At 63.3% G+C, this 14,220-nt stretch carries 13 protein-coding genes and 1 pseudogene; 4 read left to right on the top strand and 10 right to left on the bottom strand.

What is annotated here, in order from left to right:
• Positions 1-13 precede the first annotated feature (13 nt).
• The 4 genes from folD (at position 14) to hpaR (ending at position 4,530) form a co-directional block, all read left to right on the top strand.
• On the top strand, positions 14-883 hold the full coding sequence (gene folD / locus R2N16_RS20085; RefSeq protein ID WP_316667888.1) for a bifunctional methylenetetrahydrofolate dehydrogenase/methenyltetrahydrofolate cyclohydrolase FolD: 870 nt from the start codon (positions 14-16) through the stop codon (positions 881-883).
• A 94-nt stretch (positions 884-977) separates the two neighbouring features.
• Positions 978-3,092 (top strand): M3 family metallopeptidase, encoded by a 2,115-nt coding sequence (locus R2N16_RS20080; RefSeq protein ID WP_316667886.1) that lies wholly within the window; start codon positions 978-980, stop codon positions 3,090-3,092.
• A gap of 151 nt (positions 3,093-3,243) precedes the next feature.
• The gene (gene xth / locus R2N16_RS20075) at positions 3,244-4,053 is read left to right on the top strand and encodes an exodeoxyribonuclease III (RefSeq protein ID WP_316667885.1); all 810 of its coding nucleotides are present in this window, start codon (positions 3,244-3,246) and stop codon (positions 4,051-4,053) included.
• A gap of 12 nt (positions 4,054-4,065) precedes the next feature.
• Complete coding sequence (hpaR, locus tag R2N16_RS20070; RefSeq protein WP_316667883.1) at positions 4,066-4,530, top strand: homoprotocatechuate degradation operon regulator HpaR; 465 nt, start codon at positions 4,066-4,068, stop codon at positions 4,528-4,530.
• A gap of 6 nt (positions 4,531-4,536) precedes the next feature.
• Here hpaR and R2N16_RS20065 read toward each other — a convergent pair.
• The 10 genes and pseudogenes from R2N16_RS20065 to dinB form a co-directional block, all read right to left on the bottom strand.
• Positions 4,537-5,211, bottom strand: a pseudogene (locus R2N16_RS20065) (aldolase/citrate lyase family protein); the annotation flags it as partial.
• A gap of 44 nt (positions 5,212-5,255) precedes the next feature.
• The gene (hpaH, locus tag R2N16_RS20060) at positions 5,256-6,059 is read right to left on the bottom strand and encodes a 2-oxo-hept-4-ene-1,7-dioate hydratase (protein WP_316667881.1); all 804 of its coding nucleotides are present in this window, start codon (positions 6,057-6,059) and stop codon (positions 5,256-5,258) included.
• A gap of 3 nt (positions 6,060-6,062) precedes the next feature.
• Positions 6,063-6,452, bottom strand: coding sequence for a 5-carboxymethyl-2-hydroxymuconate Delta-isomerase (locus tag R2N16_RS20055; protein WP_316667879.1), 390 nt, complete (start codon positions 6,450-6,452; stop codon positions 6,063-6,065).
• 10 nt (positions 6,453-6,462) lie between these two features.
• The gene (hpaD, locus tag R2N16_RS20050; RefSeq protein WP_316667877.1) at positions 6,463-7,332 is read right to left on the bottom strand and encodes a 3,4-dihydroxyphenylacetate 2,3-dioxygenase; all 870 of its coding nucleotides are present in this window, start codon (positions 7,330-7,332) and stop codon (positions 6,463-6,465) included.
• Between the two features lie 44 nt (positions 7,333-7,376).
• Positions 7,377-8,858, bottom strand: coding sequence for a 5-carboxymethyl-2-hydroxymuconate semialdehyde dehydrogenase (gene hpaE, locus R2N16_RS20045; protein ID WP_316667874.1), 1,482 nt, complete (start codon positions 8,856-8,858; stop codon positions 7,377-7,379).
• Positions 8,855-9,625 (bottom strand): fumarylacetoacetate hydrolase family protein, encoded by a 771-nt coding sequence (locus tag R2N16_RS20040; protein WP_316667873.1) that lies wholly within the window; start codon positions 9,623-9,625, stop codon positions 8,855-8,857. Before R2N16_RS20040 ends, hpaE begins: the two co-directional genes overlap by 4 nt.
• Positions 9,622-10,374, bottom strand: coding sequence for a fumarylacetoacetate hydrolase family protein (locus tag R2N16_RS20035; protein ID WP_316667871.1), 753 nt, complete (start codon positions 10,372-10,374; stop codon positions 9,622-9,624). Before R2N16_RS20035 ends, R2N16_RS20040 begins: the two co-directional genes overlap by 4 nt.
• Positions 10,375-10,561: 187 nt before the next feature.
• Complete coding sequence (locus tag R2N16_RS20030; protein ID WP_316667869.1) at positions 10,562-10,852, bottom strand: DUF1488 family protein; 291 nt, start codon at positions 10,850-10,852, stop codon at positions 10,562-10,564.
• A gap of 531 nt (positions 10,853-11,383) precedes the next feature.
• Positions 11,384-12,814 carry a branched-chain amino acid transporter BcaP gene (gene bcaP / locus R2N16_RS20025; protein ID WP_316667867.1) on the bottom strand — a complete coding sequence of 477 codons (1,431 nt, stop codon included), beginning with the start codon at positions 12,812-12,814 and terminating at the stop codon, positions 11,384-11,386.
• A 189-nt stretch (positions 12,815-13,003) separates the two neighbouring features.
• Entirely contained in the window at positions 13,004-14,074 is a 1,071-nt protein-coding gene (dinB, locus tag R2N16_RS20020) for a DNA polymerase IV (RefSeq protein WP_316667865.1), read from the bottom strand.
• Positions 14,075-14,220 lie beyond the last annotated feature (146 nt).

Below are 14,220 nucleotides of genomic sequence, written 5' to 3'. Positions count from 1 at the left end.
CCTCCGCCCAGCCATGACCGCCCAACTCATTGACGGCAACGCGCTTGCCAAACAACTCCGTGCCGAGGCCGCACAACGCGCCGCAGCCCTGACCGCGCGCGGCCACCAGCCCGGCCTCGCTGTCGTCCTCGTCGGCGAAGACCCGGCAAGCCAGGTCTACGTTCGCAACAAGATCAAGGCCTGCGAAGACAACGGCTTTCTGTCCAGCTTCGACCGCTACCCCGCTGATCTGACCGAAGCTGACCTGCTCGGCCGCATCGACGCGCTGAACCGCGACCCGCGCATCCACGGCATCCTGGTCCAACTCCCGCTGCCCAAGCACATCGATAGCCACAAGGTGCTCGAAGCCATCGCGCCCGAGAAGGACGTCGATGGTTTCCACGTGGCCAATGCCGGTGCCCTGATGACCGGCGCCCCGCTGTTCCGCCCATGCACCCCGTACGGTTGCATGAAGATGCTGGAATCGATCAACTACCCGGTGCGCGGCGCCAATGCGGTCGTGGTCGGCGCCTCGAACATCGTCGGCAAACCGATGGCGATGCTGCTGCTGCAAGCCGGCGCCACCATCACGATCTGCAACAGCAAGACACGCGATCTGGGCGCGCACACGCGTGAGGCTGACATCATCGTGGCCGCCGTGGGCCGTCGCAACATCATCACCGCCGACATGGTCAAGCCGGGCGCCGTCGTCATCGACGTCGGCATGAACCGCGACGACGCGGGCAAGCTGTGTGGCGACGTCGACTTTGCCGGCGTCAAGGAAGTCGCGGGCTACATCACCCCGGTGCCGGGCGGTGTCGGCCCGATGACGATCACCATGCTGCTGATCAATACCCTGGAAGCCGCCGAGCGCGCTGCTGAAGGAGCCGCGCTGGCGGCGTAAGCTTCACCTTGATCCAGTTGGAAACGGAAAAAGCGTCCCCACCTCTTGGATCGGACGCTTTTTTTGTCCCACGAATATTTCTATCGAGCCCGCCATGACCGACATTTCGCCCAAGGTTGCCACCCCGGCCAACAATCCGCTGCTCGATTTTTCCGGTCTGCCGCGCTTTGCGGACATCCGCCCCGAACACATCACGCCCGCCGTCGACGTGCTGCTCGAGCGCGCCGCATCGGCGGTCGCGCAGGTCAAAGACCCGGCCACGCCAGTGAGCTGGAACACCGTCGTGACCGCACTGGAAGACGCGACCGAGCCGCTGGGCCGCGCCTGGGGCATCGTCAGCCACCTGAGCGCCGTAGCCGACACGCCGGCGCTGCGCGAGGCCCATGCCGCCAATCTGCCGCGCGTGACCGAGTTCTGGTCGGGCCTGGGTCAGGATCTGGAACTGTTCGAGAAGTACAAGGCGATTGCCGACAGCGCGGAATACGCCACCCTGTCGCCCGCCCGCAAGAAGCTGCTGGAGAACGAACTGCGTGGCTTCCGCCTGGGTGGCGCTGAACTCCCCGAAGACCAAAAACCTCGCTTTGCCGCCATTCAGGAACAGCAGGCGCAACTGACCAAGGCCTTCAGCGACCACGTCCTGGATGCGACCAACGCCTACGCACTGGTGATCGAGGACGAAGCCCGCCTGGCCGGCCTGCCCGACGACGCCAAGCAGGCTGCGCAGGAAGCTGCACGCCGCGACAATCCCGCCGCGACCGGCTGGAAGTTTTCGCTGCACTTCCCGTCGTACTTCCCGGTGCTGCAATACGCGGACGACCGCGCGCTGCGCCGCACGCTGTACGAGGCCAATGTCACGCGCGCGTCCGAACTGGGCGCGCAGTACGGCGGCGGCAAGGCCGAGTGGGACAACACCGCCAACATGGCCGAACAGCTCACGCTGCGTACCGAAGAAGCGCACATGCTGGGGTATCGCAATTTCGGCGAGGTGTCGCTCGTGCCGAAGATGGCCGATTCGCCCGAAGACGTGCTGCGCTTCCTGGGTGAACTGGCCGACCGCGCCCGCCCCTTTGCCGAGAAGGATTGGGAAGAGCTGCAGTCCTTTGCCAAGACCACGCTCGGCATCGACAGGCTCGAACCGTGGGACATGGCCTACGCATCGGAAAAGCTGCGCGAGGCCCGCTACGCCTTCTCCGAGCAGGAAGTGAAACAGTACTTCCCGGAACCCGCCGTGCTGGATGGTCTGTTCAATGTCGTGCAGACGCTGTTCTCGGTGAAGATCCAGCCGGAACCCGCGGCGGTATGGCATCCGGACGTACGCTTCTTCCGAGTCGAATCTGCCCAGGGCGAGCTGCTCGCACAGTTCTACATCGACCTGTACGCACGCGAAGGCAAGCGCGGCGGTGCGTGGATGGACGACGCACGCGGGCGCAAGCTGCTGGACGATGCGGGCGTGCAAACCCCGGTGGCTTACCTCACCTGCAACTTCTCCGGACCGGTCGGCAACAAGCCCGCGCTGTTCACCCACGACGAGGTCATCACCCTCTTCCACGAGTTCGGCCACGGCCTGCACCACATGCTCACGCAGGTGGATGAGCTGGGCGTGTCGGGCATCAACGGCGTGGAATGGGACGCGGTGGAGCTGCCATCGCAGTTCATGGAAAACTTCTGCTGGGAATGGGAAGTGCTCTCGCGCATGACCCGCCATGTGAATTCCGGCGAACCGCTGCCGCGCAAGCTGTACGACAGCATGCTGGCCGCGAAGAACTTCCAGAACGGCATGGCGACGCTGCGCCAGATCGTGTTCTCGACGTTCGACATGCACCTGCACACGGACTTCGACCCCAAGGGCACAACGTCGGTGCTGGAGCTGTCGCGCCAGATCAACAATCGCTTCCACGTGGTGCCGCAGGCCGAGTTGTCGCGCTGGCCGAACACGTTCAGCCACATCTTTGCGGGTGGCTATGCGGCGGGCTACTACAGCTACAAGTGGGCCGAGGTATTGTCGGCAGATGCTTATGCGGCGTTTGAAGAGGCCAGCAAGCTCGGTGGCTCGGTACTCGATGCGGAAACCGGAGCACGCTATCGCCGTGAAGTGCTGGCCGTTGGCGGCAGCCGCCCGGCTATCGAATCGTTCACGGCTTTCCGCGGCCGTGCGCCGAGCATCGATGCATTGCTGCGCCATGGCGGCATGATGGCGGAAGCCGCGTAACAGCCTGCTGCGCCAGCCATGACAACGCCGCTTCGTGCTTTGCGCCGAAGCGGCGCTTTTCATTCGAGTCCGCAGCGCTTGATGGCACAATACCGCACCCCTGGACGGCGCCAACTTGCACGCCGTCGCCATTTGCAAGGACCGAGCCCTCATGCGTGTCGCCACCTGGAACGTCAACTCCCTGAAGGTCCGCCTACCGCACGTGCTGCAGTGGCTGGCCGAGCGCGAAGCCGACGCCACGCCCATCGACCTGCTCTGCCTGCAGGAACTCAAGCTGCCCGATGACCGCTACCCGCTGGCCGAGTTGGACGCCGCCGGCTACGCGTCGTTGTTCACCGGTCAGAAGACATACAACGGTGTCGCCATCCTAGCGCGCAAGGCGTCTGTGCCCGAAGGCCGCGATGTGGTGAAGAACATCCCGGGCTTTGCCGACGAGCAGCAGCGCATCGTGGCTGCCACGTATGACGTGGACGGTGGCCCGGTCCGCGTGATTTCTGCCTACATTCCCAACGGACAGGCACTCGATTCCGACAAGTTCGTCTACAAGCTGCGCTGGCTGGAGGCGCTACAGGCGTGGCTGACGAGCGAGATGGCCGCAAACCCGCGCCTGATGCTGCTGGGCGATTTCAACATCGCCCCCGAAGACCGCGACGTACACGACCCGAAAAAGTGGGAGGGCCAGAACTTGGTCTCGCCCGAAGAGCGCGCGGCGTTTCGTGCGATGGAAGGCGCCGGACTGGTCGATGCCTTCCGGCTGTTCGAGCAGGAAGACAAGCTGTTCTCGTGGTGGGATTACCGCATGTTCGGCTTCAAGCGCAACGCCGGCCTGCGGATCGACCACATCATGCTGTCGCCTGAACTCGCCAAGCTGTGCGAGTCGTGCCATATCGACCGCGTGCCACGCACGTGGGAGCAGCCTTCGGACCACACGCCCGTGGTCGCCGCCTTGCGCAGCGCATAAGGAGCGCCGGGCATGCCTTCCGCCTTCAAGCACCGCAATCTGCCGCATCTGCTGCTGCGCGCGCGTGAGACTTTCATGGCGCGCTTTAGGCCGATCCTGCGCGAGCACGGCATCACTGAACAGCAATGGCGCGTGCTACGTACGCTCAACGATACCGGCGACATGGAGCCCAACCAGCTCGCCGATGCATGCCTGATCCTGAGCCCGAGCCTGACGCGCATGCTGGCGGCCATGGAACAATCCGAAATGATCGTGCGGACGAAGTCGTCGGTGGACCAGCGCCGACAGGTGATTTCGCTCACGCCCAAGAGCCGCCAGTTCCTGGCCGATGTGGAACCGCAGGTGGATGCCGAGTACGCGCGCATCGAAGCGCAACTGGGTCGCGCGCGGCTGGACGCGCTCTACGCCACCATCGACGAGTCGATCCACGTCATGGAAACGCACACGCCAATCGGGCGTTTCACTGACGACGAGTAGCGCCCGTCAATACACGCTGCCAACCGGCTGCGGCTGCGGCTGGGCAGCGCCCTCTCCCTTGAATGCCTGCGCCAGTTGTTCGGCACTGCGCGCCAGCAGCGTGACATCCGTCCCCACCGCAACGAAGGTCGCACCGAGCGACAGGTAGTGCTTCGCCTGCGCCTGATCCGCTGACAGAATGCCCGCCGCCTTGCCGGACGCAACGATGCGTTCAATCGCTGCGTCGATCGCCTTGCGGACTTCCGGATGCCCAGGCGCGCCGAGGTGCCCCATGGACGCCGCTAGGTCGCCAGGGCCAATGAAGACGCCATCTACGCCTTGCACTGCAAGAATTGCGTCGAGATGCTCCAGGCTTTCTGCAGTTTCGACCTGGATGAGCGTGCACATCTGCGCATCGGCTTGGTGGAGGTAATCGTCCACGCGGTTCCAGCGTGATGCACGAGCCAGCGCACTGCCAACGCCGCGAATGCCGTTCGGGGGATAGCGCATGGCCTCCACGGCGGCCCGCGCCTCGTCGGCGTTCTGGACCATCGGAACCAGCAGTGTCTGCGCGCCGATATCCAGCAGGCGCTTGATCTCGACCGCATCGTTCCAGGCAGGCCGCACGATGGGATGCGACACGTACGGTGCAACCGCCTGCAACTGCGCGAGTGTCGATTGCAGCTGATTCGGCGCGTGCTTGAAGTTGTTCACCGGGAGTTGCATGGCGAGGCGTCCTTTGAGCGTTAGACGAAATGGCAGGCGATGCTGCCGAGCGGACCGTAGTCGCAATGGAATGTATCACCGGGCCGGGCAGGCACCGGCCGTGTGAACGAACCGCCGAGGATGACCTGCCCTGGCTCCAGCGCCACGCCGTGCGGCGCCAGCTTGTTGGCCAGCCAGACGACACCGTTGGCCGGGTGGTTCAGCACTCCGGCCGCCACGCCCGTCTCTTCGATGACCGCGTTGCGTGAAAAGATGGCGCTGACCCAACGCAGGTCCACATCGCGCATACGGATAGGTCGGCCGCCCATCACGACGCCGGCATTGGCGGCGTTGTCGGCAATCGTGTCAAACACCTTGCGTGGGCGCCCGCTGTCGGGATCGATCGATTGCGAACGCGCGTCGATGATCTCCAGCGCAGGTATCACGTGGTCCACCGCGTCGTACACATCGAACAGCGTCACCTCCGGCCCCTCCAGTCGCTTGCCGAGCACAAAGGCGAGTTCCACTTCCACGCGCGGCACGATGAAACGGCTGGCCGGGATCTCGCTGCCCTCGGCAAAGAACATGTCGTCAAGCAGCGCACCGTAGTCCGGCTCGTCGATCTGTGAAGACTGCTGCATTGCGCGTGACGTCAAACCGATCTTGTGGCCCTTCAGGCGCCGCCCCGCCGCGAGCTTCATCGCGACCCATTCGCGCTGGACGGCATAGGCGTCTTCGATGGTGATGTCGGGGTGATCAAGCGAAACCTGGCGGATCTGCTTGCGGTCGATCTCGGCCTGATGCAAGCGGCGCGCAATGGTCTGGATGGTCGTGGTGTCGAGCATGGGTCAAGCCTTGCGAAAACGCGCGTGGATGTTGTTGTGCTTGTAGCTGCCGCCCTCGTCGAATTCGGTCAGCTCCATCGACAGCGCCAGATAACGGCGCGCGAAGGCTTCCGCAAAATGCGCCTTGACCGCCTCGAACAGCGCATCACACGCGGCCCGCCTGACCTCGGGCGTGCGGCCCGCTCCGATCTTGAGCGTGACATGGACGAAGGCGTCGTCCTCCTTGCCGTCGGCCACGCGGTAGTCGGTCAGCTTGATGGCGCGCGAGCGGATACCGCCGGTCGGAAACACGCCATGCTGCGCAATCAGCGTCTCGTTCATCGTCTGCAGCAATTCGGGGATGCGGGCGTCGGCGCCCAGGTTGTCGGTGTATTCGACGATGACATGCGGCATGGTGGCCTCCTCATGCTCCGGTTTGCCCACATTCGGGCAACGGGAAGATCGCGTTGATCTGGCCCGTGCCGGAACTGGGGAAATATTCAGTGATGACCTCGACGCCCTTGTCATAAGCATCCCAGCCCAGCAAGCCAAGCAGCATGGCCGTGTCGTGCATGCCGCCCTCGCCTTCGCACAGCGATGCGTACTCGGGCAGCATCGCGCAGAAGGTCTTCCAGTCGCCCTGCTTCCACAGATCAACCACGCGCAGGTCGACTTGCCGGTAGAACTCGCGGCTGATCTGGTGGATGGATTCTTCGGGGCTGCCGTTGTCGTTGAAGCGGTGCGAGAGCGACCCGCTGGCGAGGAACGCGACGGTGCTGTCGCTGGCCTCGATGGCGTCGAACAGCGCGGCACCGAAGCGGCGGCTTTCATCCAGTGTGTGCCACGCGCACCAGCCTGCAATCGACACGACCTTGAAGTGCTGGTCGCTGTTCATGTAGCGCATCGGCACCAGCGTGCCGTATTCGAGTTCGAGGCTGTCGATCTCGTGCGCACGCGTGAATACGCCGCGCTCCGTTGCCGTCTCCGCAATCAATCGGCCCAGCGCCGGATTGCCGGGATAGGCATACCGCATGTCCTTGATGAAATGCGGCAGCTCGTTGCTCGTGTAGACGCCTTCGAAGCGCGCATTGCAATTGACGTGGTAGCCAGCGTTGACCAGCCAGTGCACGTCGGACACGACGATGGTGTCCACACCCAGATCGCGGCAACGCTGCCCGATGATGCGATGCCCGTCAATGGCCGCGTCGCGGCAGCCATGGTGTTTGCCCGGCAGTTCCGACAGATACATCGACGGCACGTGGGTGATCTTCGCGGCCAAGGCCAGCTTGCCCATGGTGTCTCCTTCCGCCCTTGTGTTTTGGTGTGCCCGGCGGTGCGTCAAACGCCCCAGCGCGGGATATGGTGGCTGCCCATCGAGATACAGACGTTCTTGATCTCGGCAAATACCTCCAGACTGTACTCGCCGCCCTCCCGCCCGGTACCGGATGCTTTTACACCCCCAAAAGGCTGCCGCAGGTCGCGCACATTCTGGCTGTTGACGAACACCATGCCGGCCTCGATCGCGCGCGCCACACGGTGCACCTTGCCTACATCCTGCGTCCAGATATACGAGGCCAGCCCGTACTCCACGTCATTGGCGAGTTTCAGGCCATCGGCTTCATCCTTGAACGGGATCAGGCAAGCCACGGGGCCGAAGATTTCTTCCTGGGCCACGCGCATGCGATTGTCGACGTTGGCCAGCACCGTGGGTGCGACGAAGTGGCCGTTCTTCAGGTGGTCGGGCAAGCCCGCGGGCTTCTCCGCACCCCCAGCCAAAATTCTCGCGCCTTCCTGCTCGCCCAGGCGGATATAGCCCGTGACCTTCTCCCAATGCGCGCGCGTGATCATCGAGCCGACATGGGTCTTGTCATCGGTCGGATCGCCCACCACAAGCCGCTTGGCACGCTCGGCAAACTTGCGCACGAAATCGTCGTAGACACGCTCCTGCACAAAGATGCGCGAACCGGCCGTACAGCGCTCGCCGTTGATCGAAAAGATGGTGAATAGCGAGGCATCCAGCGCGCGATCCTGGTCCGCATCTTCGAAGACCAGCACAGGCGATTTGCCACCCAGCTCCATCGAGAATTTTTTCAGCCCAGCGCGCTCCATGATGCGCTTGCCGGTAGCCGTACCGCCGGTGAATGACACCACGCGCACATCCGGATGGCGCACCAGCGCGTCGCCCGCCGTGGCGCCATAGCCTTGCACCACGTTCAGCACGCCCGGCGGAATGCCTGCTTCCAGCGCCAGGCGGCCAAGCTGATCCGCCGTCAGCGGCGACAGTTCCGACATCTTCAGCACTGCCGTATTGCCCAGCGCCAGACACGGTGCGACCTTCCAGGTGGCCGTCATGAACGGCACGTTCCACGGCGAGATCAAAGCGCACACGCCTACCGGCTGATACAGCGTGTAGTTCAGCATCTGATCATCAACCGGATACGTGCGGCCGTTGACCTGCGTGCACACCTCGGCGAAGAAATGGAAATTCTCGGAAGCACGCGGAATGAGTTGCTTGCTCGTCTGCGCAATCGGCAGGCCGGTGTCCATTGTTTCCAGCGCGGCCAGGTGCGGGACGTTCTGCTCGATCAGCTCGCCCAGGCGGCGCATCAGCTTGGCGCGCTGCTTGGCCGGCATGTTGGCCCACGCCGGGAATGCCGCCTTGGCTGCCGCTACCGCCGCGTTGATCTCCGCCTCGCCAGCTGACGCCACCTCGGCAAACGCCTCGCCCGTCGCGGGGTTGGTCGTGATGAAACGCTCGACGCTGTCGACCTGGCGGCCGTCGATCCAATGCTTGACAGGGTCCACCTTGACGGGGCTCATGCGCGCTCCTTGTTCAGTTGTTCGGCTTCGATGGTGTTCACCAGCCTGCCGATGCCTTCAATTTCGGTGATGACTTCATCGCCGGGTTGCGTGTCGGCCAAACCCTCGGGCGTGCCGGTCAGGATCATGTCGCCGGGGCTGAGCGTCATGAAGCTGGAGAACCACGCGATCAACGCCGGAACGTCGAAGATCATGTCGCGCGTGCTGCCTTCTTGCGTGACACGGCCGTTGACGGTGGTGCGCAGCGCGAGGCTCATGGGATCGGGCACGTCGTCCCGGTCGACCAGCCATGGCCCGATGGGCGTGCACGTGTCGCGGCTCTTCACGCGCAGGTTCGGGCGGTAGTAATTCTCGAGGTAGTCGCGGATGGCGTAATCGTTGGCCACTGTATATCCGGCCACGTATTCATAAGCCTGCTCGCGCGGCACATTGCACGCGGTCTTGCCGATCACCACGACCAGCTCGCATTCGTAGTGCATGAACGCGACGCCAGCCGGACGCACGGTGCGGGCACGATGGCCAATCAGGGTATTCGGGCCCTTCAAGAACGCCAGCGGCTCCTCGGGCGCTTTGAAGGCCAGCTCCTTGGCGTGGTCGGCGTAGTTCAGGCCCAGCGCGAAGACCGTGCGCGGCTCGACCGGCGGCAACCAGACGACTTCGGTTTCGTGGAGGACGCGGCCGTCGGCCAGTTGCAGGTGGATGTCACTGCCGTGCACGGCAGTGACATGATGGATCGCACCCTCATAGGCAATCCGCGCGTGTTTCATCGCGAACCCTCCTGCGCTGGGCAGACCAACGCCGTCGTCAGCGTGCCAATGTGGGCGATCTCGATATCGATGCGATCACCGGCGCGCGCCAGCGGCGGATTCTCGGGCATGCCAACGAGCAGCACATCGCCCGCTTCAAGCGTCATGAATGCCGTCACGTCGGCAAGCAGTTGCGCGATCGGCCGCACCAGCGTCGATGTGTTTGCCCGCTGTTTGATCTCGCCGTTGATGCGCACGGTGATGTCGAGTGCATCGGCGTCCGGTACATCATCGCAGTCGACGATCCATGGCCCCATCGGGCAAAAGCCATCGCGACACTTGTGGCGGATCGCCGGGCGGTAGTAGCTCGCATGCGGCACGGTCAGGTCGTTGACGATCATGTAGCCGGCGATGACATCCGCGGCGTGCGGCGCAGGCACGCGCGTGGCAGTACAACCGATCACCACGCCCAGGCAAGCACCGACCCAAACGCCATCGACGTCTGCCGGCATCGCCACATCGTGGCCATGGCCGATATGCGTGTTGGCCGGCTTGAGATACAGGATGGGCGCCTTGGGCGGCGCCTGGTAAGGCGGCGCAGATAGCGTGTCGCCCAGCGCATCCAGTTCGCCGCGGTAGTTCAGCAACGTGCCGACGACGGTGCCTTCAACCGGTGGCAGCCAACGCAAGGAACCCGCAGGTTCGGCGGCAGATGCAAACACCGTCTGCAGTACTTGGCCTTCCGGCAATACCACTCTGCTTCGCAGCATGGTGTCTCCTGTCACCTCAACTAATTAACATGTTAATAATCAAGTCGGATGGCGGTCATGTCAAGTCGGGAAACTGCGGCGCAATGAAAAAGCCGGTCACGCGGACCGGCTTTTCAGGCAGCGGACGATGTGTCCGCCAGGCAGAGGCATCGAGCACGTCGATGTCTACGCGGGCAATCGATCAGACTCAGACCACGGCAATGTGCGCGCGCTTGACCACGACCGGTTGCGGCAAATCATCCAATCCATGAGATCGCTGCACGCCGTCTGCAATGAGCACGCGGGCGGCATCCTGGATCCGCTCTTGGCCAGCCTCAAAGGCTGCCTGAAGCGACAACACCTGATCACCTTCCAGGCCTTCCCAAAGGGCCTCGCGCGTTGCCACGCAAGTCACCTTTTCACCGTCGACCAGTGCGTCGAACAACAAGCCTTCGTTGTTGATGTCGTACGCTTCTTTCTTTTCGAACTTGATTTCCATCGTCAAAGCCCTCCGATTGCAATGGACAACAACGCACACGCTGTTGCGTGGAAACCGTGCGGGGGGGCCGGCAAGGTTTCGTCAGACATCGTGTCTGACTGCACAGATCATTTTAACCACAGCTTGCGATGCACGTGCGAGCGTCATTTGCCGCATCGCAGCCCTTGAACGGTGACTTAAGGCCGCCATCCTAGGCAGCATCAGGCCTCGCGCGCCCCTCGTCGCAGCTATGCTTTTTTGTCAGGGTCGCGCACTTGCTCATCCGAGCAAAGCGGAAGCCACATGCAAGGCGCGTGCCGGACATGCAGCCAAAGTGTGCCTGCTCATGCAACCACATGGTTTGCGACACGTTGATGTCAGCGCCCGATGCGTTGGAACCATCGCCAAAAAAGCGCGGCAATTGAACGCAATACACCGGCGTTGTAATAGTTGCGCGCCGACTGAGCGGAAATCCACTCAGCCGGCGGCCTGAACGACAGTGCGCGGCCGCGTGGCAACCATGTCGTCAGGGAATGGACGCGCCGCTATTGATCAGTGCGCCGTTTCGGAAACCGGCGCGGCGCCATGTTCCGACGTGTGCAGCAACGAACGGCGGCGCGCGTAGCCAAAGTACACCAGCAAGCCGATTGCGACCCACACAACGAAGGCTATCCAGGTGACGGCCTGCAGATGGCTCATCAGGAACAGGCACATGCCAATAGCCAGCAGCGGCACCACCGGCACGCCAGGGCAGCGGAAGCCGCGATGCAGGTCCGGACGCGTACGACGCAGTACCAGCACGGCAACGGCAATCAGCGAGAACGCCGCCAGCGTGCCGATGTTGATCAGCTCGGCCAGCACGTTCAGCGGCACGAATGCGGCAATCACCGCGAAGACGATGCCGACCACCCAGGTGTTCAGGAACGGCGTCGCATAGCGCGGATGAATGTGCGACAGGCGCTTGGGCAGCAGACCGTCGCGCGACATGGCGAAGATGATGCGCGTCTGGCCGTACGCCATCACCAGGATCACGGTGGTCATGCCGATGATGGCGCCCAGGTCGACAAAACCCGCCACCCAGCTTTCGCCGGCCACTTGCAGCGCCAGCGACACGGGGTGATCCACGCCGGCAAACTTCGCGAACGGCACGATGCCCGTCATGATGGCGGCCACGAGCACATAGAGAATCGTACAGACAGCCAGCGAACCGATGATGCCGATCGGCAAGTCACGCTTTGGATTGCGCACCTCTTCGGCCGCGGACGTCACCGCATCGAAGCCGATGAAAGCGAAGAATACGATGGCCGCCGCGCCGAACACGCCTTCCATGCCGAACGGCATGAACGGCTGCCAGTTGGCCGGCTGCACATGGCGCACACCCACGACAATGAACAGCAGCACCACCGTCACCTTGATCGCCACCATGATGTTGTTGGCGCGCGCCGATTCGCGAATGCCAAACGACAGCAGCGTCGTGATCAGCAGCATGATCACCATCGCCGGCAGGTTGAACAGCGTCGGCACGCCCGGAATCGCGCCCGGTGCGGCGGTGAGCGCCACAGGCAGATGAAGGCCGAAGCCCGACAGCAGCGATTGGAAATAGCCCGACCAGCCCACCGACACAGCGGATGTGGCCAAGCCATATTCGAGCATCAGATCCCAGCCGATGATCCAGGCGACCAGTTCGCCCATCGTGGCGTAGGCATACGTGTAGATGGAGCCCGACACGGGAATGGTCGAGGCGAATTCGGCATAGCACAGCGCGGCAAACCCGCAGGCGAGCGCTGCAACGATGAAGGACAAGGTTAGCGCCGGCCCTGCGGTCAGGGCTCCGGTGCCGGTCAGCACGAAGATGCCGGTACCGATGATGGCGCCGACGCCCAGGAAGGTCAGATCGAGCGGACCGAGGACTTTCTTCAGGCCGGTATCGCTGTGACCCGTGCGGATCATGTGATCCACGTTTTTGGTACGAAACAAACTCATTGACTGCGTCTCCTGTCTGCGTGCAGCCGAATGTGACGGCATGCACTGTCGCGCACGTTTGGTGCGCGGCGGCGGATTATGCAAAAAAGCGGGCATTTTACCCGCAGGCGACATACCGCCCTTCTATCGCCGTCAAGTAGACAGGAAAATAGGATAATTCCGACCCGATTGCCGGGGGGAGGGGCCCTCTCACTCGGCGGCTGGGTCTTCGGCAAACAGCGGTTGCTGGCGCGCATGCGCATCCGATTCATACAACCGTACGCCCACGCCGAGCAATCGCACAGGAATGCCGCGGCGCTCAAACCCCTGCGTCAGCAGCTTGGAGAACACCGGCAAGGACACCTGCGGCGAGATGCACTCCACCGTCGTGCCACGAAAATCGGCAAAGCGCAGCTTGACGTAGGTTTTGTGGATCATGTTGGCGGCGCGGGCACGCTCGACGCGGGCGGCAAGCTGCTCGACGAGGATGATCAGTTCACGCTGGCAGTCATCGAGCGTGCGCAGATCGGTGGCGTAGGTTTCTTCCACGCTGACCGACTTGCGGATCTGCGAGGGCTGTACCTGCCGATGATCGATGCCGCGGCAAAGGTCGTGCAGCCGGAAACCGAACACGCCGAAATGCTGCTGCAAGCGGTCGGTGCCCCAGGCGCGCAAGTCGCCGCAGGTTTCAGCACCGAGGCGGCGCAGCTTGGCAGCGGTCACCTTGCCCACCCCGAACAGGCGATCGACGGGCAGTTGCGCAACAAACGCGTCGATCTGCTCTGGTCGCACGACGAACAGGCCGTCGGGCTTGTTCCAGTCACTGGCGATCTTGGCGATGAACTTGTTCGGCGCTACGCCCGCCGACACGGTAATGCCGATCTCTTCGCGCACGCGGTGGCGGATGTCTTCAGCGATTCGCGTGCCGCTGCCCGCTAGCATCGGGCTATCGGTCACGTCCAGGTATGCCTCGTCCAGCGAGAGCGGTTCCACCAGCGGCGTATAGCTGTGATAGATGGCAAAGATCTGGCGCGCGACCTGCCGGTACTTGTCCATGGACGGCGGCACGATCAGCAAGTCCGGGCAGCGTTTGACGGCCTGCGCCATGGGCATCGCCGAATGGATGCCGAACTTGCGCGCCTCGTAGTTGCAGGTCGCGACCACGCCGCGCCGCTCTGGCCGTCCCCCGACGGCCAGCGGCTTGCCGACCAGGCGCGGATCGTCGCGCATTTCGATGGCAGCGTAAAAACAATCGCAGTCGCAGTGGATGATCTTTCGCACGGCACAAGGCCAGAACCGGCCGCAGGAAGCTGCGTCGGAGTCGGGCTTGCTCGTTCAGGAGGAACGCAAGCGTATCAGCTTCCGCCGGTTGCGCACGCATCGCGGCGCAACAATGCATTTCGCCGATATTGCAACGCAACATCGGC

Source organism: Ralstonia psammae, assembly GCF_958405935.1.
Classification (GTDB): Bacteria; Pseudomonadota; Gammaproteobacteria; order Burkholderiales; family Burkholderiaceae; genus Ralstonia; species Ralstonia psammae.
The sequence above is the reverse complement of the archived record's forward strand: the minus strand, read 5'-3'. Positions and strand labels throughout refer to the sequence as shown.

What these genes read in the sequence shown, in the direction of transcription:
- folD (WP_316667888.1), top strand. Translation starts at nt 14, where the DNA reads ATGACCGCCCAACTCATTGACGGCAACGCGCTTGCCAAACAACTCCGT.
- R2N16_RS20080 (WP_316667886.1), top strand. Translation starts at nt 978, where the DNA reads ATGACCGACATTTCGCCCAAGGTTGCCACCCCGGCCAACAATCCGCTG.
- xth (WP_316667885.1), top strand. Translation starts at nt 3,244, where the DNA reads ATGCGTGTCGCCACCTGGAACGTCAACTCCCTGAAGGTCCGCCTACCG.
- hpaR (WP_316667883.1), top strand. Translation starts at nt 4,066, where the DNA reads ATGCCTTCCGCCTTCAAGCACCGCAATCTGCCGCATCTGCTGCTGCGC.
- hpaH (WP_316667881.1), bottom strand. Translation starts at nt 6,059, where the DNA reads ATGCTCGACACCACGACCATCCAGACCATTGCGCGCCGCTTGCATCAG.
- R2N16_RS20055 (WP_316667879.1), bottom strand. Translation starts at nt 6,452, where the DNA reads ATGCCGCATGTCATCGTCGAATACACCGACAACCTGGGCGCCGACGCC.
- hpaD (WP_316667877.1), bottom strand. Translation starts at nt 7,332, where the DNA reads ATGGGCAAGCTGGCCTTGGCCGCGAAGATCACCCACGTGCCGTCGATG.
- hpaE (WP_316667874.1), bottom strand. Translation starts at nt 8,858, where the DNA reads ATGAGCCCCGTCAAGGTGGACCCTGTCAAGCATTGGATCGACGGCCGC.
- R2N16_RS20040 (WP_316667873.1), bottom strand. Translation starts at nt 9,625, where the DNA reads ATGAAACACGCGCGGATTGCCTATGAGGGTGCGATCCATCATGTCACT.
- R2N16_RS20035 (WP_316667871.1), bottom strand. Translation starts at nt 10,374, where the DNA reads ATGCTGCGAAGCAGAGTGGTATTGCCGGAAGGCCAAGTACTGCAGACG.
- R2N16_RS20030 (WP_316667869.1), bottom strand. Translation starts at nt 10,852, where the DNA reads ATGGAAATCAAGTTCGAAAAGAAAGAAGCGTACGACATCAACAACGAA.
- bcaP (WP_316667867.1), bottom strand. Translation starts at nt 12,814, where the DNA reads ATGAGTTTGTTTCGTACCAAAAACGTGGATCACATGATCCGCACGGGT.